The 17,859-nt window shown below is 57.1% G+C and carries 18 protein-coding genes; 9 read left to right on the top strand and 9 right to left on the bottom strand.

The annotated features are described in order from the left end of the window. Positions 1 to 283: 283 nt before the first annotated feature. Positions 284 to 1,000, top strand: coding sequence for an ABC transporter ATP-binding protein (locus AC6I8X_RS06255; protein ID WP_299446751.1), 717 nt, complete (start codon positions 284 to 286; stop codon positions 998 to 1,000). A 77-nt stretch (positions 1,001 to 1,077) separates the two neighbouring features. Here AC6I8X_RS06255 and bioD read toward each other — a convergent pair whose 3' ends face one another. From bioD to bioB, 4 genes are read right to left on the bottom strand one after another with little or no spacing between them, the layout of a single operon-like run. Beyond that, on the bottom strand, positions 1,078 to 1,746 hold the full coding sequence (gene bioD, locus AC6I8X_RS06250) for a dethiobiotin synthase (RefSeq protein ID WP_313682496.1): 669 nt from the start codon (positions 1,744 to 1,746) through the stop codon (positions 1,078 to 1,080). After that, positions 1,743 to 2,498, bottom strand: a complete 756-nt coding sequence (gene bioC / locus AC6I8X_RS06245; RefSeq protein WP_313682494.1) for a malonyl-ACP O-methyltransferase BioC — start codon at positions 2,496 to 2,498, stop codon at positions 1,743 to 1,745. The genes bioD and bioC overlap by 4 nt, the downstream gene beginning before the upstream one ends. Continuing rightward, positions 2,479 to 3,633 carry an 8-amino-7-oxononanoate synthase gene (bioF, locus tag AC6I8X_RS06240; protein WP_313682492.1) on the bottom strand — a complete coding sequence of 385 codons (1,155 nt, stop codon included), beginning with the start codon at positions 3,631 to 3,633 and terminating at the stop codon, positions 2,479 to 2,481. Before bioF ends, bioC begins: the two co-directional genes overlap by 20 nt. After that, positions 3,633 to 4,664, bottom strand: coding sequence for a biotin synthase BioB (gene bioB / locus AC6I8X_RS06235; RefSeq protein ID WP_313682490.1), 1,032 nt, complete (start codon positions 4,662 to 4,664; stop codon positions 3,633 to 3,635). Before bioB ends, bioF begins: the two co-directional genes overlap by 1 nt. A gap of 86 nt (positions 4,665 to 4,750) precedes the next feature. Here bioB and bioA point away from each other — a divergent pair, with 86 nt between their 5' ends. After that, on the top strand, positions 4,751 to 6,040 hold the full coding sequence (bioA, locus tag AC6I8X_RS06230; RefSeq protein WP_497840740.1) for an adenosylmethionine--8-amino-7-oxononanoate transaminase: 1,290 nt from the start codon (positions 4,751 to 4,753) through the stop codon (positions 6,038 to 6,040). 106 nt (positions 6,041 to 6,146) lie between these two features. On the opposite strand, the gene pgl is transcribed toward bioA, so the two are convergent. Beyond that, on the bottom strand, positions 6,147 to 7,145 hold the full coding sequence (gene pgl / locus AC6I8X_RS06225) for a 6-phosphogluconolactonase (protein WP_497840739.1): 999 nt from the start codon (positions 7,143 to 7,145) through the stop codon (positions 6,147 to 6,149). 145 nt (positions 7,146 to 7,290) lie between these two features. Between pgl and AC6I8X_RS06220 the strand changes: the two genes are divergently transcribed. Then, on the top strand, positions 7,291 to 8,109 hold the full coding sequence (locus AC6I8X_RS06220) for a pyridoxal phosphatase (protein WP_497840738.1): 819 nt from the start codon (positions 7,291 to 7,293) through the stop codon (positions 8,107 to 8,109). Positions 8,110 to 8,160: 51 nt separating this feature from the next. On the opposite strand, the gene modC is transcribed toward AC6I8X_RS06220, so the two are convergent. From modC to AC6I8X_RS06200, 4 genes are all read right to left on the bottom strand, one after another. Beyond that, entirely contained in the window at positions 8,161 to 9,219 is a 1,059-nt protein-coding gene (modC, locus tag AC6I8X_RS06215; RefSeq protein WP_313682482.1) for a molybdenum ABC transporter ATP-binding protein ModC, read from the bottom strand. Beyond that, positions 9,219 to 9,908 (bottom strand): molybdate ABC transporter permease subunit, encoded by a 690-nt coding sequence (gene modB / locus AC6I8X_RS06210; protein WP_084873558.1) that lies wholly within the window; start codon positions 9,906 to 9,908, stop codon positions 9,219 to 9,221. Before modB ends, modC begins: the two co-directional genes overlap by 1 nt. After that, on the bottom strand, positions 9,905 to 10,678 hold the full coding sequence (gene modA / locus AC6I8X_RS06205; RefSeq protein ID WP_084873557.1) for a molybdate ABC transporter substrate-binding protein: 774 nt from the start codon (positions 10,676 to 10,678) through the stop codon (positions 9,905 to 9,907). Before modA ends, modB begins: the two co-directional genes overlap by 4 nt. Positions 10,679 to 10,806: 128 nt before the next feature. After that, positions 10,807 to 10,962, bottom strand: a complete 156-nt coding sequence (locus tag AC6I8X_RS06200; RefSeq protein ID WP_299454641.1) for an AcrZ family multidrug efflux pump-associated protein — start codon at positions 10,960 to 10,962, stop codon at positions 10,807 to 10,809. 121 nt (positions 10,963 to 11,083) lie between these two features. On the opposite strand from AC6I8X_RS06200, the gene modE reads away from it, so the two are divergent. The 6 genes from modE (at position 11,084) to gpmA (ending at position 17,812) form a co-directional block, all read left to right on the top strand. Next, on the top strand, positions 11,084 to 11,866 hold the full coding sequence (modE, locus tag AC6I8X_RS06195; protein ID WP_497840737.1) for a molybdenum-dependent transcriptional regulator: 783 nt from the start codon (positions 11,084 to 11,086) through the stop codon (positions 11,864 to 11,866). A gap of 76 nt (positions 11,867 to 11,942) precedes the next feature. Continuing rightward, positions 11,943 to 13,418 (top strand): molybdate ABC transporter ATP-binding protein ModF, encoded by a 1,476-nt coding sequence (gene modF / locus AC6I8X_RS06190; protein ID WP_497840736.1) that lies wholly within the window; start codon positions 11,943 to 11,945, stop codon positions 13,416 to 13,418. A 275-nt stretch (positions 13,419 to 13,693) separates the two neighbouring features. Next, complete coding sequence (gene galT / locus AC6I8X_RS06185) at positions 13,694 to 14,737, top strand: galactose-1-phosphate uridylyltransferase (protein WP_497840735.1); 1,044 nt, start codon at positions 13,694 to 13,696, stop codon at positions 14,735 to 14,737. Continuing rightward, a complete protein-coding gene (gene galK, locus AC6I8X_RS06180; RefSeq protein WP_299454652.1) occupies positions 14,738 to 15,886 on the top strand; it encodes a galactokinase in 1,149 nt (382 codons plus the stop codon). Beyond that, positions 15,880 to 16,914, top strand: a complete 1,035-nt coding sequence (galM, locus tag AC6I8X_RS06175; RefSeq protein WP_497840734.1) for a galactose-1-epimerase — start codon at positions 15,880 to 15,882, stop codon at positions 16,912 to 16,914. The genes galK and galM overlap by 7 nt, the downstream gene beginning before the upstream one ends. Before the next feature lie 145 nt (positions 16,915 to 17,059). Further along, positions 17,060 to 17,812 carry a 2,3-diphosphoglycerate-dependent phosphoglycerate mutase gene (gene gpmA / locus AC6I8X_RS06170; protein WP_084873550.1) on the top strand — a complete coding sequence of 251 codons (753 nt, stop codon included), beginning with the start codon at positions 17,060 to 17,062 and terminating at the stop codon, positions 17,810 to 17,812. The last annotated feature ends 47 nt before the right edge of the window (positions 17,813 to 17,859 follow it).

Below are 17,859 nucleotides of genomic sequence, written 5' to 3'. Positions count from 1 at the left end.
GGCTGCACCAGAATCGTTAAGCATTCAGCACCGCTAAAGTGCAGCCTTTTTATCACTCCGTGGAATTGTTAAGCGTTACTCAACTTTTAAGCCTGATTTTTGCCCGCCATTGATGCATTTTTCATCGCATTGGCAACCTGGCCTGAGAATTGCAGGTTTATCGATAGAGCATTTGTAACAACTCACTGATGGTGAGAGTGGCAATGATGAATCGTGTTTGACTGTTTGCCAGACGACACAGAGCGGAAGCATTCAGGCTAATTATCTGGAAGGAGAATGTCAGATGCTGAGTTTACGTTCGGTGAATCAGTTTTACGGTCAAAACCATATTCTGTGGGATGTGGATCTGGATCTGCCGCCCGGCACCTGCACTGGCGTGCTGGGGAGTCCAGGGATGGGGAAAACCACGCTGGTCAACTGCATTATGGGGCGGCTGCCAATCAACAGCGGCTCGATGACATGGCAGGAAGATGGCTCGCCCCCCGAAGACTTATTGCTGCAACCGGCGGAGCAACGTGCACGCATGGGCATTGGCTATGTGCCTCAGGGACGTCATATTTTCTCGCAGATGAGCGTGGAAGATAACCTGCTGATTGCGTTGATGGCGGCGCAGGATGAGCGCAGCCGCGCTATCCCGGAAATGGTGTTTGATTTGTTCCCGGCGCTCTACTCACTGCGTCACCAGCGCAGTGGCGAGCTGCCGATGGATCAACAGCAGCAGCTGGCTTTGGCACGTGCCCTGGTGCTGCAACCGAAGCTGTTAATCCTCGACGAACCCACTGAAGGGATGTCACCCTGGCTCGAAGAGGAGATGGGCAACTTAATCCGCCGTCTGAACCGTGATTATGGCCTGACCATCCTGCTGCTGGAGCAACACGTCTCCTTTATTCGCCGCGTCGCTGACTACTTTCTGCTGCTGCATCGGGGTCGTAATGTGGCACAGGGCAAAGTGGCACAGCTGGATGATGTCACCATCAACAAATGGCTGACGGTGACCTGATAATGCCGGTTATTTTTGGCACAAACCGTAGCGGCGCAATTTATTGCGCCATGACAGCCGCGCGATAAATCGCGCCGCTACGGCAGCGTCAGGAAACGTCCGCACTCTGCCTGCTGAGCGTCATCCGTCAGGTATGGAATTTCGCCCAGGCAGGGTGCATCAATACGCTGACGCAGGGTTGCCAGATACTCATGGTGACGTTTGCCTGGTGGCTGAATATCATTAGCGATCCAGCCGGCCAGCGATAAACCACTGGCGCGCACGGCTGCGGCTGTCAGCATCGCATGGTTGATGCAGCCCAGTTTGATTCCGACCACCAGAATGACCGGCAGTTGTTCAGCGATCACCCAGTCGGCATAAGTCTGGGTGGCGGACAACGGGGTAAACCAGCCGCCTGCCCCCTCTACCAGCACCCATTCAGCCTGCTGTTCCAGCTGGCGCAATCCCGCTGACAGCTGAGTGAATTCGATGGGTCGCCCCTCTTCCGCACTGACGATATGCGGCGACGTTGGCTCGATAAAGGCCAGCGGATTGACCTGCTCATAACGCAGCGCCAGCGAACTGTAACGCTGCAAAGCCAGCGCATCGCTGTTACGAATCCCCTCGGCGGTGACCTCGCAACCGGAAGCCACTGGCTTGTAGCCTGCAGTGGTCAATCCGGCTGCACTGGCCGCCTGCAACAGCGCCCCACTGGCCACCGTTTTTCCTACTTCGGTATCGGTGCCCGTAATAAACCAGCGTTTCATGGTGTTAATACTCCAAACATCAGGTGATAGCTGAGGCGATAACCTGCCTCATCCTGCGGCCAGCCCTGCTCCAGCCGGGCCAGTTGCGTGCGCGTCAGCAATCCTCCCGGCCGCCCGTCATGCAAATGGGTTGCACCGATGCCCTTCAGTGAACGCATCGCGCTGAGCGCGCTGGGAAAGTGCAGCGTAATGGTCTGCTGCTGGTGTTTAAGCGAGAGATCGTGAGTGGCAGCGGCAACCTGCGCTGCACTGAGGAAACGGTTGGCGTGCTGACGCCCATCCAGCTGCGCCCACGCCTGATGCACCTCGTGCAATGAGCCGGACAACAGCGTGGAAAACAGCACCGTGCCGCCCGGTCGGGTGACGCGTAAAAACTGCTGCAAAGCGGTGCGCAAATCGCTGCTCCACTGCACCGCAAGATTGCTCCACACGCCATCAACACAGGCATCCGGCAGCGGTAACGCATCAATATCGCCCTGCACATAATGCTGCGCCGAGTGCTGCTGTGCAGCGCTATCCAGCATGGCTTGCGACAAATCAAGCGCGGTCACTTCGCGCCCACGGTCACGCCAGTACCGGCTGTACCAGCCGGTGCCGCAGCCGGCATCCAGCAGGTGCGGACCAAACCCGGCCGGGGCCAGTGCCAGCAACGCATCGCCGCTCTGGCGTTGCAGTTCAGCATGCTGTTCGTAATGCTGCGCTGCGCGACCAAACGCCTGCGCAACCGCCTGTTTATTGACCTGTAGCGTCATACAGCGCCTCCAGCAGACGATCAATATCATCCGGGTGATGCGCGGCGGTTAACGTGATACGCAGCCGTGCGGTGCCCGGTGGTACGGTTGGCGGACGAATGGCGCTAACCCAACACCCCGCCGCCTTCAGCCGTTGTGATAACGCCAGAGCTGCGCTGTTCTCACCCACCACCAGCGGCTGGATGGCGCTGTCCGAAGGCATCAGCTGCCACGGTAAATCGGCTGCACCGGCGCGGAAGCGAGCGATGTTGGCGTGTAGACGCGCGCGTAGTTCATCACCCTGCCGAATTTGCTGCAATGCGGCCTGCAACGCGCAACATTGCGCCGGAGGCATCGCCGTGGAATAGATCAAATGGCGGGCAAACTGTTCAACATAATCGGCAGTGGCGTCATCGCACAGCAACGCTGCGCCGCTGACGCCGAAGCCTTTGCCAAAGGTGACGATCAACAGTTCCGGTCGCACCTGCTGCTGCCAGCAGCTGCCGCGCCCCTGTTCGCCGGTGACGCCGATACCATGCGCATCATCCACCAGCAACCAACCGTTGCCACGCCGCGTTTCCGCTGCAATCTCTGCCAGCGGCGCGCTGTCACCATCCATGCTGAACACCCCTTCCGTCACCACCAGCGTGTTACCCTCAACCGGCGTTGCCAGCATTTTTGCCAGGCTTTGCGGCTGGTTATGGGCGAAACGACGCAACAGCGCCGGGCTGTGGCTGGCAGCATCCAGCAATGACGCGTGCGCCAGCTTGTCGGCAAGGATGCGATCCGGTTTTTCCGCCAGCAAATGGATCACCGCCTGATTCGCGGCAAAACCGGAGATAAACAGCAACGCACGCCGATAGCCCAGCCAGTCGGCCAGCTCCTCTTCCAGCTGCGCATGATGGCGGCTGTAACCGGTCACATGGCCTGATGCCCCTGCTCCCGCACCCGACTCCGCCGCCCCCTGCTGCCACGCGGCAATCACCGCCGGATGCTGGCTCAGGCCGAGATAATCGTTACTGGAAAAGTGACAATAGCGCTGTCCGGCGACCGTCAGTTCGCGCACGCTGTTGTGCTCAACGCGCACGCGCTGACGCCAGCCATCAACGGCGCGTCGCTCTGCCAGCGCCTGTTCGATGCGTTGCAACCAGCTCATTACACCGCCGCGTTGTAGAACTGTGGGGTATCAGCGTGCAGCAGTTGCTCACTCAGCTGATACTGCTGTTCGTTATCACCGGCAGTGGTGGCGGTATGCTCCGGATTCAACCCCAGTTTACGGAACAGAATCAGGTCTTTGTCTTCTTCCGGGTTCGGCGTGGTGAGCAGCTTGCAGCCGTAGAAAATCGAGTTCGCCCCGGCCATAAAGCACATCGCCTGAGTCTGTTCGCTCATCTGCTCACGGCCTGCCGACAGGCGTACGTGAGAAGATGGCATCATGATGCGCGCCACGGCGATAGTGCGGATAAAATCGAATGGCTCTACGTCGTCGTTATCGGCCAATGGTGTACCTTTCACCTTCACCAGCATGTTGATCGGCACACTTTCCGGCGGCGTCGGCAGGTTCGCCAGCTGCACCAGTAAACCGGCGCGATCTTTCACCGTTTCTCCCAGACCGACGATACCGCCTGAGCAGACTTTGATACCGGCACCGCGCACTTTGTCCAGCGTATCCAGACGTTCCTGGTAGCTGCGGGTGGTGATGATGTTGCCGTAAAACTCCGGCGAGGTATCGAGGTTGTGGTTGTAGAAATCCAGCCCGGCGTGCGCCAGACGCTGCGCCTGGCTGTTGTCGAGCGTGCCGAGAGTCATACAGGTTTCCATGCCCATCGCTTTCACGCCCTGCACCATCTGCTCCAGATACGGCATGTCGCGCTCGTGCGGGTTTTTCCACGCAGCGCCCATACAGAAGCGGCTGGAACCGGCCGCTTTGGCTTTGCGCGCCGATTCCAGCACCGCTTCCACTTCCATTAACCGCTCTGATTCCAGCCCGGTTTTGTAGCGCGCGCTCTGCGGGCAATATTTACAGTCTTCCGGGCAAGCGCCGGTTTTGATCGACAGCAGTGTACTGACCTGTACCTGACGCGGGTCGAAATGTTGACGATGTACCTGTTGCGCCTCAAACATTAGCTCAAGGAAAGGTTTATCAAATAGTGCCTGGGCTTGTGCCAGTGTCCAGCGGTGTGCCATTGCTTCGCTCCAGAAAAGGGTTCATCCTGACGATTAACGTGGTTATACTTGTAAACTAAATCTTTTAATTTTGGTTTACAATACCCATGTTCACTCAGGATGACCTCGATTTTGACCGCCAGCATATCTGGCACCCCTATACCTCGATGCAGAATCCACTGCCCTGCTACCCGGTGGTAGCGGCACATGGATGCCAGTTACAGCTGGCCGATGGACGCGAACTGGTGGATGGTATGTCGTCCTGGTGGGCCGCGATTCACGGTTATAACCATCCTCGCCTCAATCAGGCGATGCAGGCGCAAATCAGCCAAATGTCACACGTGATGTTTGGCGGCATCACCCATCCGGCCGCAGTGGCGTTGTGTCGCCAGTTGGTGGCGATGACGCCCGAGTCGCTTGAATGCGTATTCCTCGCCGATTCAGGTTCGATCGCCGTCGAAGTGGCGATGAAAATGGCGTTGCAATACTGGCTGGGACGCGGCGAAACCCGACAAAAATTCCTCACCCTGAAACGCGGTTATCACGGCGATACCTTTGCCGCCATGTCGGTGTGCGATCCCCACAACTCGATGCACAGCCTGTGGCGCGGTTATCTGCCGGAGCATCTGTTCGCAGCCGCACCGCAGCTGGGGTTTGATGAGGCGTGGCAGGAGGAAGATTTCGCCGATTTTGCCCGTCTGGCGGAGCAGCATCATCAGCAGATTGCGGCGGTGATTCTGGAGCCGATTGTGCAGGGTGCAGGCGGCATGCGTTTTTATCATCCGCGTTATCTGCAACAAGTGCGTGAACTGTGCGATCGCTACGGTTTGCTGCTGATAGCTGATGAGATCGCCACCGGATTTGGCCGCAGCGGTAAATTGTTCGCCTGTGAACATGCCGGGATCACGCCGGATATTTTGTGTCTGGGGAAAGCGCTGACCGGCGGCACCATGACGCTCTCCGCCACCCTGACCACCCGTGAAGTGGCGGACACCATCAGCCGTAGCGCGGCAGGCTGCTTTATGCATGGCCCGACCTTTATGGGTAATCCGCTGGCCTGCGCGGTGGCAGTAGAAAGTCTGACCATGATTAATGAAGGCCACTGGTCCACCCAGGTGCCTGCTATTGAGCAGCAGCTGCGTGCCGCGCTGTTGCCATTACGCAGCCATCCCGCCGTCGCAGATGCGCGCGTGCTGGGGGCGATTGGTGTGATTGAGACCCACCAGGCGGTGGATATGGCGGCGTTACAGCAGTTCTTTGTTGAGCGTGGGGTGTGGATCCGTCCGTTCGGACGCTTAATTTATCTGATGCCGCCGTATGTGATTTCCGCCACTGAGCTTTTGAAACTCACCGACGCGGTGCGTGATGCGTTGGATTTTTCGCATCATTTTCAGTGAGATAAAAACAGCGCGATAAATCGCGCCGCTACGATCAAGTGCCGGATGCCTGTCCCGTCCAAAAAACCGCACCGCCCCGTAGCGGCGCGATTTATCGCGCAAGGATTTAATCCAGCGAGTGAATCACCACCCACATCGGGCCTTGCCCTACCGCATAGCGCGCCAGCGGTGTCAGCAGACCACGATCGTCGCTGATTTTGTACACTTCGATATGGTGAGATTTCTGTCCCGCCGCGACCAGGTACTTGCCGCTGTGGTCGATGTTAAAACCACGCGGCTGCGTTTCCGTCGGCTGGAAACCTTCGAGGTTCAGCAGGCCACCGTCTTCACTGACGCTGAACACCGTGATGATGCTGCTGGTACGGTCGCAGGCATACAGGAAACGGCCATCTGGCGTCAGGTGGATATCTGCCGCCCAGCGGGTGCCGGTGAAATCGGCTGGCATCATGTTCAGGCTCTGCACGCGTGCAACTTCGCCATGCGCATTGCTCAAGGCCCAGACATCTACGGTGCTGTCCAGCTCGTTCACGCAATAGCTGTAGTTGCCATTCGGGTGAAACGCCATATGACGCGGCCCCGCCCCTTCCACCGTGGTCACCTGCGCTTGCGGACGCGGCGTCAGCGTACCGTCGCTGTTCAGCTGGAACAGGCAGATACGGTCCTGCTTCAGTGCCGGAACAAACAGCGTCTGATTTTTCACATCAATATTGGCAGAGTGGCAACCCTCCAGCTCACCAATCACCTGACTCGGGGCCTGCGGCACGCCATCGCTACCAATCGGACTGACGCTGACACAGGCATCGTTGTAGGAACCGCAGAACAGGTAGTTACCGAGACGATCGGTGGAGATATGTGTCGGGCTGCCCGGCAGAGGGGCTTCACCCGCTTCACTCAGCGTGCCATCAGCAGCGATGCGGTAGGCCAGCACACGGAAATTCGGACGCACGCCGACATAGAGGAAATCTTTCTTCGGGCTGACCACCATCGGCTGCACCTGACCAGCAACATCCGTCACCTGCAGTAACGTCAGCGCGCCATCTTCCTGTAGCTGCCAGGCATGGATTTGCTGGCTCTCGGGGCTGGCGGTATACACGACTTGTTTCATGCGTTCTCCTTGTTCGGCTTGCTGAAAGGGTATCACTGTAGCGCGTTTCATTTGGACGCGCTGGAATCATTTGTGCCCTGTTTTTTGTCTCAGAGCGGTTGCCCGGTGTAGACTGTTTGCTTTGTAACCCCAGACGGAAAGAGTAATGAGCTACCGCGTAATCGCCCTTGACCTTGACGGCACCCTGCTGACCCCGCGTAAAACTATTCTGCCCGAGTCCCTTGAAGCGCTGGCCCGCGCACAGCAGGCTGGCGTCAAAGTGTTGATCGTCACCGGTCGTCACCATTGTGCCATCCATCCTTTTTATCAGGCGCTGCAACTGGATACACCCGCAATCTGTTGCAACGGCACCTATTTGTATGATTATCAGGCAAAAAAAGTGCTGGCATCCGATCCGCTGGAGAAATCACAGGCGGTACGCGTGATTGAAATGCTCGACCAGCAGGACATTCACGGCCTGCTCTATGTCGATGACGCGATGCTTTACCAGCATCCCACCGGCCATGTCACGCGTACGCTTAACTGGGCGGAATCACTGCCACCGCAGCAGCGTCCGACCTTTCTGCACGTACCGAGCCTGGTACAGGCGGCCCATGATGCGCAGTCGATCTGGAAATTCGCGCTGTCCCATTCTGACACGCGCGCATTACAACAATTCGCTGAGCAGACCGAAGCCGAACTGGGGCTGGCTTGTGAATGGTCGTGGCACGATCAGGTCGATATCGCCCAGCGCGGCAACAGCAAAGGCAAACGCCTCGCGCAGTGGGTGGAGAGCCAGGGTCTGAGCATGAAAGATGTGCTGGCGTTCGGTGATAACTACAACGACCTCAGCATGCTGGAAGAAGTGGGTCTGGGTGTGGCGATGGGCAATGCCGACGACGCGATTAAAGCGCGTGCCGGCAAGGTGATTGGCACCAATCTGGAACCCGGCATTGCCGAAGTGATTTACCAGGAAATTCTGTAAAACCCGCGCGATAAATCGCGCCGCTACGGGATGTGCCTGAATCGCGACGAATCAGGCGGTAATTGAGACGCTTTTAATCTGGGCATACAGCCACTGATCTGGCCGGATGCCCAGCTCATCCCGCGCCCACGGCGAGATACGCGCCCACAATTCGCTGATGCCGATACGCAGCTTCACTTCCACCTGATCATCAATCTCCAGCAACTCCACCACCTGCGCGGGCAGGATATTGCGGATCGAGGTGTTTTGCGGCGGCTGTAATGCCAGTGAGACATCGGCTGACGCAATACGAATGCGCAACACGGTTTTCAGCGGCTGATTAACCCGGCTTACCCAGATATGTTGATCGCCGAGCGACAGTGCGGTCATTGGGTAATCGGGATGCTGCTCCAGCACCTGCACCCGCAGCACGCTGGTGCGTTCGCTCACCGGCAGCCACGGACGCATGGCCGCGCTGCTCCATACCTTCTCCAGCGAACCAAAGGCTTTCACTTTGCCGCTATCCAGCACCAGCACGTTATCCGCCAGTTGCAGGATTTCGTCGAGGCTGTGTGACACATATAACAGCGGAATATCCACCTGCTTCGCCAGCTTTTGCAGATAAGGCATCAGCTCACGTTTGCGTGGCAGATCGAGCGAAGCCAGCGGTTCATCCATCAGCAGGATATCCGGTGCGGTCAGCAGTGCACGACCAATCGCCACGCGTTGTTTCTCACCGCCCGACAAAGAAGATGGCGCACGCCGCAGCAGCGGTTCCAGACCGAGCAACGCCACCAGGCTGTCAAACTGCGGCTTCATCGTGGCGGCCATGCCGTATTGCAGATTGCCGCGCACGCTGTAATGCGGAAACAGGCGCGCATCCTGAAACACATAACCGATACGACGCTTCTCAGGCGGCAGGTTCAGGCTGGATTCGGCATCAAATAACAGCCGCTCGTTCAGTTTGATGTGCCCGCGTTGCGGCTGCGTTAAACCACCGATGGCGTTGATCAGCGAGGTTTTACCGGCACCGGACACGCCAAAAATGGCGGTGATGCCTTTGCCTGGAATATCGACATCCACTTCCAGCTGGTGATTGCCCAGTTGCTGGGAAAAATTAAGGGTCAGCATTAAACCCCCAGCCGCTTGCGGCCCCAGCGGGCCAGTAGTTCCGAGGCCACCAGCGACAGCAGCGCCAGCAGAATCGCCACCGCACACAGCCGTGCCGCCGCATTTTCCGCCCCGGGTGTTTCAATCAGGGTAAACATTGCTGAGGGAATGGTGCGCGTTTCGCCAGGAATATTGGAGACAAAGGTGATGGTGGCACCAAATTCGCCCAGCGAGCGGGCAAAGGCCAGTACCGTGCCAACGATAATGCCAGGAAATGTCAGGGGTAAGGTGATGGTGAAGAATACGCGCCAGCGCCCCGCCCCCAGGGTGCGCGCCGCCTGTTCCAGCCGGGTATCGACGCCTTCCAGCGCCAGGCGAATCGCCCGCACCATCAGCGGAAACGCGATTACCGCCGCGGCAATAACCGCACCGCGCCAGCTAAAGGCAAAACTGATACCGAACCAGTCATACAACCATTGGCCGATAAAGCCACGGCGTCCGAGGGAAATCAGCAGCAGATAGCCCACTACCACGGGTGGCAGCACCAGTGGCAGATGGATCAGGCTATCCAGCAGGGTTTTGCCTGGAAACTGGCAGCGTGCCAGAATCCAGGCCATCAGGATGCCAAACGGCAGGCTGCACAGCACCGCCACGCAGGAGACTCTCAGGCTGAGAAACACCGCCTGCCATTCAGGATCACTCAGTATCATTTCTTCGGCGTAAATCCATACTGTTTAAACACTGCGGCGGCTTCCGGCCCCTGCAAATATTTGTAGAAGGCCTCAACCGGCGCACGTTGATGTTCTTTGACAATCGCCATCGGATATTCCACCGGTTTGTGGCTATCTTCCGGGAAACGACCGACAACCTGGACTTTATCACTGGCGACCGCATCAGAACCGTAAACAATGCCGTAAGGCGTTTCATTACGTTCGACCAGCGCCAGCGCCGCACGCACGCTATTGCCCGGTGCCAGCACTGGCGCTAAGGTGTCCCACGCGCCCAGTTTCTGTAATGCTTCTTTGGCGTAAATCCCGGCCGGTACATGGTCCGGATCGCCCACTGCCAGACGCTCGCCTTTCAGCAGGCTTTTCCAGTCGGTTTTTTCATTGATGGTGACTTCTTTAGCGCTGTTGCTGCGCGGAGCCACCAGCACCAGATCATTGCCCAGCAGGGTATAGCGCGTGTTGTCGATCACGCTCTTTTTCTGCACCGCATCATCCATCCACTGCTGGTCGGCAGAGATGAACAAATCCGCTGGCGCGCCCTGTTCTATCTGGCGTGCCAGCGTGGACGAAGAGGCAAAAGATGACACCACTTCAACGCCGGTCTGCTTCTGATATTGCGTGCCGATTTCCTGCAACGCATTGGTCAGTGAAGCCGCAGCAAACACGGTGATTTTCTCTGCGGCCAGTGCCGGTCCGGTCAGTGAGAAAGACAGAACGGCAACGGCACCCCAGCGGTAATGTTTTGATAGCATTTTTATCTCCTTGTTACGTTATATACTGAATACTACAACGCAAGGTTTGATGCTGTCATGAGCTTTATATCGGCAGGATTTGACGGAAGTTAAGGACAAAACGCCCGCGAGATGCGGGCGCTGGAAAATCAATGTGAGCCGTTGGCGGAACGATCGTCGCGACGGCCAAATTTGGAGATGACGTTAAACACTTCGCCGAGGCCGTAAATCAGGCCCAGCATGATAGCCATAACAATCGGCACCATAATCACGGCGACGGCCAGGCTTTTTAGCAGTTCCAGCATGGAAACCTCACGCAGAAAATAAAAAAGTGATTGTAACGTCCTGAGAATAAAGTGCCATGCCCTTTTCGTGCTTTTACTTTAACAGCTGATTAGAATCGACAGACTAACCTAAGGAGCTGACATGCAAGCTGAACTCTCTCTTCATATTCGTCTGCAACAGAAGTTGTTTGCCGATCCGCGTCGTATTGAGCTGCTGAAGCGCATCCAGGAAACCGGCTCCATTAGCCAGGGGGCAAAACTGGCGGGTATCAGTTACAAAAGTGCCTGGGATGCCATCAACGAAATGAACCAACTGGCCGATCAAACGCTGGTAGAACGTGCCACCGGTGGCAAAGGCGGCGGTGGCGCGCAGCTGACACGTTACGGCGAACGCCTGATCCAGCTGTTTCAGCTGATGGAGCAGATTCAGCAAAAAGCCTTTGATGTATTGAAGAATGACAGCCTGCCCCTCGATAGCCTGCTGGCGGCGATTGCCCGTTTCTCGTTGCAGACCAGCGCGCGTAACCAGCTTTTTGGTACGGTGCTGACGCGTGATCACCAGCAGGTGGTGCAGCATCTTGATGTGCTGCTGAACGATGGCGTGACCCGCCTGCAGGTGGCGCTGACCCAGCGCAGCGCCGAGCGTTTGCAGCTGGAAAACGGCAAAGAAGTGCTGGTGCTGATCAAAGCGCCGTGGATTCAGGTCAGCCGTGCTGCCAGCCAGAGTGATAATCAGCTGGCTGTGCAGATCACCGCCATCGAACCCGGCGATCAGGTGAGCGAAGTGCTGATGGCATTGCCGGGGGGAGAAATTCTGTGCGCTACCGTCCCCAATAGCGAAGTGGCACAGCAGAATCTACAGGCTGGCGATAACGTCACCGCCAGTTTTAATGCGGAACACGCCATCATCGCCACACTGCTCTGAAATCCAGGCCATGATTTGACTTCATTGGCAGCGGTCGCTACAACTGAGTGACACGATGCATAAAATGGAATAAATCATGGCTTCATTGCAAATTTCGCAAGGCACGTTTCGTCTTAGCGACACCCGAGTGCTGTCCCTCAACGATTTAACCCTTAACAGCGGTGAAAGCTGGGCCTTTGTCGGTGCCAACGGCAGCGGCAAGTCATCGCTGGCACGCGCGTTATCAGGCGAACTGCCCGCGGGCAAAGGCAGCGTCAGCCATAACTTTCAGCGTCCGACGCGTTTATCACTGGAGCAATTGCAAAAGCTGGTGACCGAAGAGTGGGAACGCAATAACACCGATCTGCTCAGTGAAGGCGAAGATGACACCGGTCGCACCGCCGCGCAGATCATTCAGGATGAAGTGAAGGACGAAGCGCGCTGCGAGGCGCTGGCGCAGCAGTTTGGTATCAGCTATCTGCTCGATCGTCGCTTCAAATATCTTTCCACCGGCGAAACCCGCAAAACGCTGCTGTGCCAGGCACTGATGGCGCAGCCGGACCTGCTGATCCTCGATGAACCCTTTGATGGCCTGGATGTGGCGTCCCGTGCCAGCCTGGCGCAAACTCTGAGCGATCTGCATCAGCAGGGTTACACCGTGGTGCTGGTGTTGAACCGCTTTGATGATATTCCTGATTTTGTTCAGCAGGTTGGCGTGCTGGCGGAATGCACCCTGACGCACGTCGGCGAGCGCCGCGCGATTCTGGCGGAAGCGCTGGTGGCCCAGCTGGCGCACAGCGAGAAGCTGGAGGGAATGGCGCTGCCGGAGGCCGATGCGCCCGATCAGCTCCCGCCGCTGGCGGATGATGCGCCGCGCGTGATTCTGCGCAACGGCGTGGTGTCCTATAACGACAAACCGGTGATTAACGGCCTGAACTGGCAGGTTAATCCTGGCGAGCACTGGCAGATTGTCGGACCGAACGGCGCAGGCAAATCCACCCTGCTCAGCCTGGTGACCGGCGATCACCCGCAGGGCTACAGTAACGATTTAACGCTGTTCGGTATCCGGCGCGGCAGTGGGGAAACCATCTGGGACATCAAACAACATATTGGTTATGTCAGCAGTAGCCTGCATCTCGATTATCGCGTCAGTGTGAATGTGCGCACCGTGATTCTGTCGGGTTTCTTCGATTCGATTGGCCTGTATCAGGCGGTGTCCGATCGACAGAAAGCGCTCGCGCGCCGGTGGCTGGCCTTGCTGGGGATGGATAACGCACTGGCCGATGCCCCCTTCCATAGCCTGTCATGGGGCCAGCAGCGGCTGGTGCTGATCGCACGCGCGCTGGTCAAACATCCCGCGTTGCTGATCCTTGATGAGCCATTGCAGGGGCTGGATCCGATCAACCGCCTGCTGGTTCGCCGTTTTGTTGATGTGTTGATTGGCGAGGGCCGCACGCAGCTGTTGTTTGTCTCGCACCATGCCGAAGATGCACCGCAGTGCATCACCCATCGCCTGAGTTTTGTCGCGCAGGATGGTGGCGGTTACGGCTACCAACAGGAAAAGCTACGTTAAGGTCAACACCCAAACACATGCGCGATAAATCGCGCCGCTACGCCTGGTGCGATCATAAGTAGCGGCGCGATTTATCGCGCACACCCCTCCTGTGTAATCGTTACCACTGTATTGCCCATATATTCAGCAAACCCTGCGATTAAACCCACAAAATGAGAATCGTCACCTTGTGTAAACGATACCATTTATCCAGACTGGATCACGCTTTCAGTCTGGCCTTTGTGCTACTTTGATCGAAGTCATTTTTATCTGTCTGTTTTTTACCAGGATCACACATGGAAAAATTTAACCCGGTCGATCATCCGCATCGCCGTTATAACCCGCTAAGCGATCAGTGGGTATTGGTCTCACCACATCGTGCTAAACGCCCGTGGCAAGGCGCACAGGAAACACCGGCACTGGAAAAGCTGCCCGCACACGATCCCGATTGCTTCCTCTGTGCCGGTAACACCCGTATCACCGGTGATAAAAACCCTGATTATAAAAGCACCTACGTCTTTACTAATGACTTTGCCGCCCTGATGACCGACACGCCGGACGCTCCCGAGAGCGACGACGTCCTGATGCGTTGCGAAAGCGCGCGCGGCACCAGCCGGGTAATCTGCTTCTCGCCGGATCACAGCAAAACCCTGCCGGAGCTGCCACTCAACGCGCTGGAAGATATCGTCCGTACCTGGCAGGAACAAACCGCCGACCTCGGCCAGCACTACCCGTGGGTGCAGGTATTCGAAAACAAAGGCGCAGCGATGGGCTGCTCCAACCCCCATCCGCACGGTCAGGTCTGGGCCAACAGTTTCTTACCGAATGAAGCACAGCGTGAAGACGAGCATCAGCGTCGTTACTTTGCCGAAAAAGGCACGCCTATGCTGGTGGATTACGTAGCGCGTGAACTGAAAGATGGCAGCCGCACGGTGGTAGAAACCGATCACTGGCTGGCAGTGGTGCCCTGGTGGGCAGCATGGCCGTTTGAAACCCTGCTGCTGCCCAAAGCGCATGTCAAACGCATCACCGATCTTTCGGACGCCCAGCGTAAAGATCTGGCGCTGGCGATCAAACTGCTGACCAGCCGTTACGACAACCTGTTCCAGTGCTCCTTCCCCTACTCGATGGGCTGGCACGGCGCACCTTTTAATGGTGAAGCTAACGAACACTGGCAGCTGCATGCTCACTTCTATCCGCCGCTGCTGCGTTCAGCAACGGTACGCAAATTTATGGTTGGCTACGAAATGCTGGCCGAAACCCAACGTGATTTAACGGCAGAACAGGCGGCAGAACGCCTGCGTTCTGTCAGCGATGTCCATTTCCGCGAGGCGCAATAAATGTCATTAAAATCCATTACACAACAGACCTTCGTTGAGACATTTGGTTATCAGCCGAGCCACAGCATTCAGGCACCGGGCCGCGTAAACCTGATTGGTGAACACACCGACTATAATGACGGTTTCGTACTGCCCTGCGCCATTGATTATCAAACCGTGATTGCCTGTGCCAAACGTGATGACCGCCAGGTGCGCGTGGTCGCGGTGGATTACGACAATCAACAAGACAGCTTCTCGCTGGATGCGCCGATTGAGCCGGTAACTGAGCCGATGTGGGCCAACTATGTGCGTGGCGTGGTGAAACATCTGCAAAAACGTGATGCCAGCTTTGGCGGTGTGGATATGGTGATCAGCGGTAACGTCCCGCAGGGTGCAGGCCTGAGCTCATCGGCATCGCTGGAAGTGGCGGTCGGCACCGTCTTCCAGCAACTGTGGCAACTGCCGCTCGACGGTGCTGCCATTGCGGTGAACGGCCAGGAAGCGGAAAACCAGTTCGTCGGCTGTAACTGCGGCATCATGGATCAGCTGATTTCCGCGCTGGGTAAACAGGATCACGCCATGCTGCTGGATTGCCGCACCCTTGGCACCCGCGCAGTGTCGATGCCTGCCGATGTGGCGGTGGTGATTATCAACTCCAACTTCCGCCGCACGCTGGTGGGCAGCGAATACAACACCCGTCGCGAGCAGTGTGAAACCGGTGCACGCTTCTTCAACAAACCGGCGCTGCGCGATGTCACGCTGGAAGAATTCACAGCCGCAGCAAGCCAGCTCGATCCGCTGGTCGCCAAACGGGTACGTCATGTGATCACTGAAAACGCCCGCACGCTGGAAGCCGCCGATGCACTCAGCGCGGGCGATCTGACCCGTATGGGTGAGCTGATGGCCGCATCGCACGCCTCGATGCGTGATGATTTCGAAATCACCGTGCCGCCGATTGATCAATTGGTCGAGATCGTCAAAGCTGAGATCGGTACGCGCGGTGGTGCGCGTATGACCGGTGGCGGTTTTGGTGGCTGCATCGTGGCGCTGATGCCAACCGATCTGGTGGATCAGGTGAAGGCCGCAGTGGCCGAACAATACGAAGCCAAAACCGGTATCAAAGAAACCTTTTACGTGTGCAAAGCTTCTGAAGGAGCGGGCCAATGGTAAATGATGTGCAATCACATGCACCGGACGGACAGCCGTGGCGGATTACCGTCTTACGCAATCGCAACGGCATGGTAGTGACCTTTATGGATTGGGGAGCCACCTGGCTCTCAGCGCGTGTGCCGATGCAGGATGGCAGCGTGCGCGAAGCGCTGCTTGGTTGCGCTACGCCGTCCGATTATCTGCATCAGGACGCCTATCTTGGGGCGACGGTGGGCCGCTATGCCAACCGTATTGCCAACGCCACGCTGCAACCGCTGAATCTGGCGCTGGTCGCCAATCAGGGTAAACATCAGCTGCACGGCGGACCGGAAGGATTTGATAAGCGCCGCTGGCAAATTCTCAGCCAGAGCGAAACTGAGGTGCATTATCGTATCGATTCGCCTGATGGCGATCAGGGTTTCCCCGGTAATCTGATTGCTGATCTGCGCTATCACCTCGATGACGACAATTGTCTGTCGATCCACTACGAGGCCCGCACCGATAAGCCCTGCCCGGTTAACCTGACCAATCATGCTTACTTCAACCTTGACGCGCATCATGGCGATGCACGCCAGCATCGCTTACAACTGCTGGCGGACCGTTATCTGCCGGTCAACAGTGAAGGCATCCCCAATGCGCCGCTTAAAGCGGTGGAGGGGACCAGCTTCGATTTTCGCCAGCCGAAAACCGTTGCTGATGACTTCCTCGCCGATGACGATCAGAAAGCGGTAAAAGGTTATGACCATGCGTTTCTGCTGAATACCACAGGTGACAGCAGCCAGCCCGCAGCCCGACTGTGGTCGGCTGACGGCAAACTGGAGCTGAGCGTGTTTACCGCTGCCCCGGCGCTGCAGTTCTACTCCGGCAACTATCTGGACGGAACACGCGCCCGCGAGCAGGGAAGCTATACTGCTTTCCAGGGCATCGCCTTAGAGAGTGAATTTTTACCGGATTCGCCCAACCATACTGAGTGGCCACAGCCAGATTGCTGGCTGCAACCTGGCGACAGCTGGCAGTCTGTGACGCGTTACCGCCTCACCCCGCACTGATCAGCAGGCTGAAAAACGCGCACTGCGTCGTGGACAGGCTTACGCAGTGCGATGTTTTCCGCTATGGTATGGCGCTATTAGTGAGCCGCTCAATCAGGTGGCCGCCGCCGGTTTCTATAATCATCAAGCATTAAGGAGTTAAGCTATGGCTGTAACTAAGCTGGTTCTGGTGCGCCACGGCGAAAGCCAGTGGAATCAGGAAAACCGCTTCACCGGATGGTACGATGTGGATCTGTCCGATAAGGGTCGCACCGAAGCCAAAGCAGCCGGTCAGCTGCTGAAGAAAGAAGGTTTCGTATTCGATTTTGCCTACACTTCCGTGCTGAAACGTGCCATCCACACCCTGTGGAATGTACTGGATGAGCTGGATCAAGCCTGGCTGCCGGTAGAAAAATGCTGGCGTCTGAACGAGCGTCACTACGGTGCACTGCAGGGTCTGGACAAAGCTGAAACCGCGGCGAAATACGGTGACGATCAGGTGAAACAGTGGCGTCGTGGTTTTGCCGTGACTCCGCCGGAACTGGATCGCAGCGATGAGCGTTTCCCTGGCCACGACCCGCGTTATGCGTCACTGACAGATGCCCAGCTGCCGACCACCGAAAGCCTGGCGCTGACCATCGAGCGTGTTATTCCTTACTGGAACGACAGCATTCTGCCGCGCATTAAGAGCGGTGAGAAAGTGATCATCGCTGCACACGGTAACTCCCTGCGTGCGCTGGTGAAATACCTCGACAACCTGAGCGAAGATGAAATCCTCGAACTGAACATCCCGACCGGCGTTCCGCTGGTGTATGAGTTCGACGAGAATTTCAAACCGATCAAACGTTATTATCTGGGTGATGCTGATGAGATTGCTGCGAAAGCCGCAGCCGTCGCGAACCAGGGTAAAGCGAAATAAAAAAATAAGGCCAGACGCAAGTCTGGCCTTTCACTTTGTAGCGGCGC

The organism is Pantoea sp. X-Soil-TKNS-1280, from assembly GCF_059730475.1.
The sequence above is the reverse complement of the archived record's forward strand: the minus strand, read 5'-3'. Positions and strand labels throughout refer to the sequence as shown.

Coding starts and splice junctions, on each gene's coding strand:
- modE (WP_497840737.1), top strand. CDS start 11,084: ATGCAAGCTGAACTCTCTCTTCATATTCGTCTGCAACAGAAGTTGTTT.
- bioB (WP_313682490.1), bottom strand. CDS start 4,664: ATGGCACACCGCTGGACACTGGCACAAGCCCAGGCACTATTTGATAAA.
- AC6I8X_RS06220 (WP_497840738.1), top strand. CDS start 7,291: ATGAGCTACCGCGTAATCGCCCTTGACCTTGACGGCACCCTGCTGACC.
- modB (WP_084873558.1), bottom strand. CDS start 9,908: ATGATACTGAGTGATCCTGAATGGCAGGCGGTGTTTCTCAGCCTGAGA.
- modA (WP_084873557.1), bottom strand. CDS start 10,678: ATGCTATCAAAACATTACCGCTGGGGTGCCGTTGCCGTTCTGTCTTTC.
- galM (WP_497840734.1), top strand. CDS start 15,880: ATGGTAAATGATGTGCAATCACATGCACCGGACGGACAGCCGTGGCGG.
- AC6I8X_RS06255 (WP_299446751.1), top strand. CDS start 284: ATGCTGAGTTTACGTTCGGTGAATCAGTTTTACGGTCAAAACCATATT.
- bioA (WP_497840740.1), top strand. CDS start 4,751: ATGTTCACTCAGGATGACCTCGATTTTGACCGCCAGCATATCTGGCAC.
- pgl (WP_497840739.1), bottom strand. CDS start 7,145: ATGAAACAAGTCGTGTATACCGCCAGCCCCGAGAGCCAGCAAATCCAT.
- bioF (WP_313682492.1), bottom strand. CDS start 3,633: ATGAGCTGGTTGCAACGCATCGAACAGGCGCTGGCAGAGCGACGCGCC.
- AC6I8X_RS06200 (WP_299454641.1), bottom strand. CDS start 10,962: ATGCTGGAACTGCTAAAAAGCCTGGCCGTCGCCGTGATTATGGTGCCG.
- modC (WP_313682482.1), bottom strand. CDS start 9,219: ATGCTGACCCTTAATTTTTCCCAGCAACTGGGCAATCACCAGCTGGAA.
- galK (WP_299454652.1), top strand. CDS start 14,738: ATGTCATTAAAATCCATTACACAACAGACCTTCGTTGAGACATTTGGT.
- modF (WP_497840736.1), top strand. CDS start 11,943: ATGGCTTCATTGCAAATTTCGCAAGGCACGTTTCGTCTTAGCGACACC.
- bioC (WP_313682494.1), bottom strand. CDS start 2,498: ATGACGCTACAGGTCAATAAACAGGCGGTTGCGCAGGCGTTTGGTCGC.
- galT (WP_497840735.1), top strand. CDS start 13,694: ATGGAAAAATTTAACCCGGTCGATCATCCGCATCGCCGTTATAACCCG.
- gpmA (WP_084873550.1), top strand. CDS start 17,060: ATGGCTGTAACTAAGCTGGTTCTGGTGCGCCACGGCGAAAGCCAGTGG.
- bioD (WP_313682496.1), bottom strand. CDS start 1,746: ATGAAACGCTGGTTTATTACGGGCACCGATACCGAAGTAGGAAAAACG.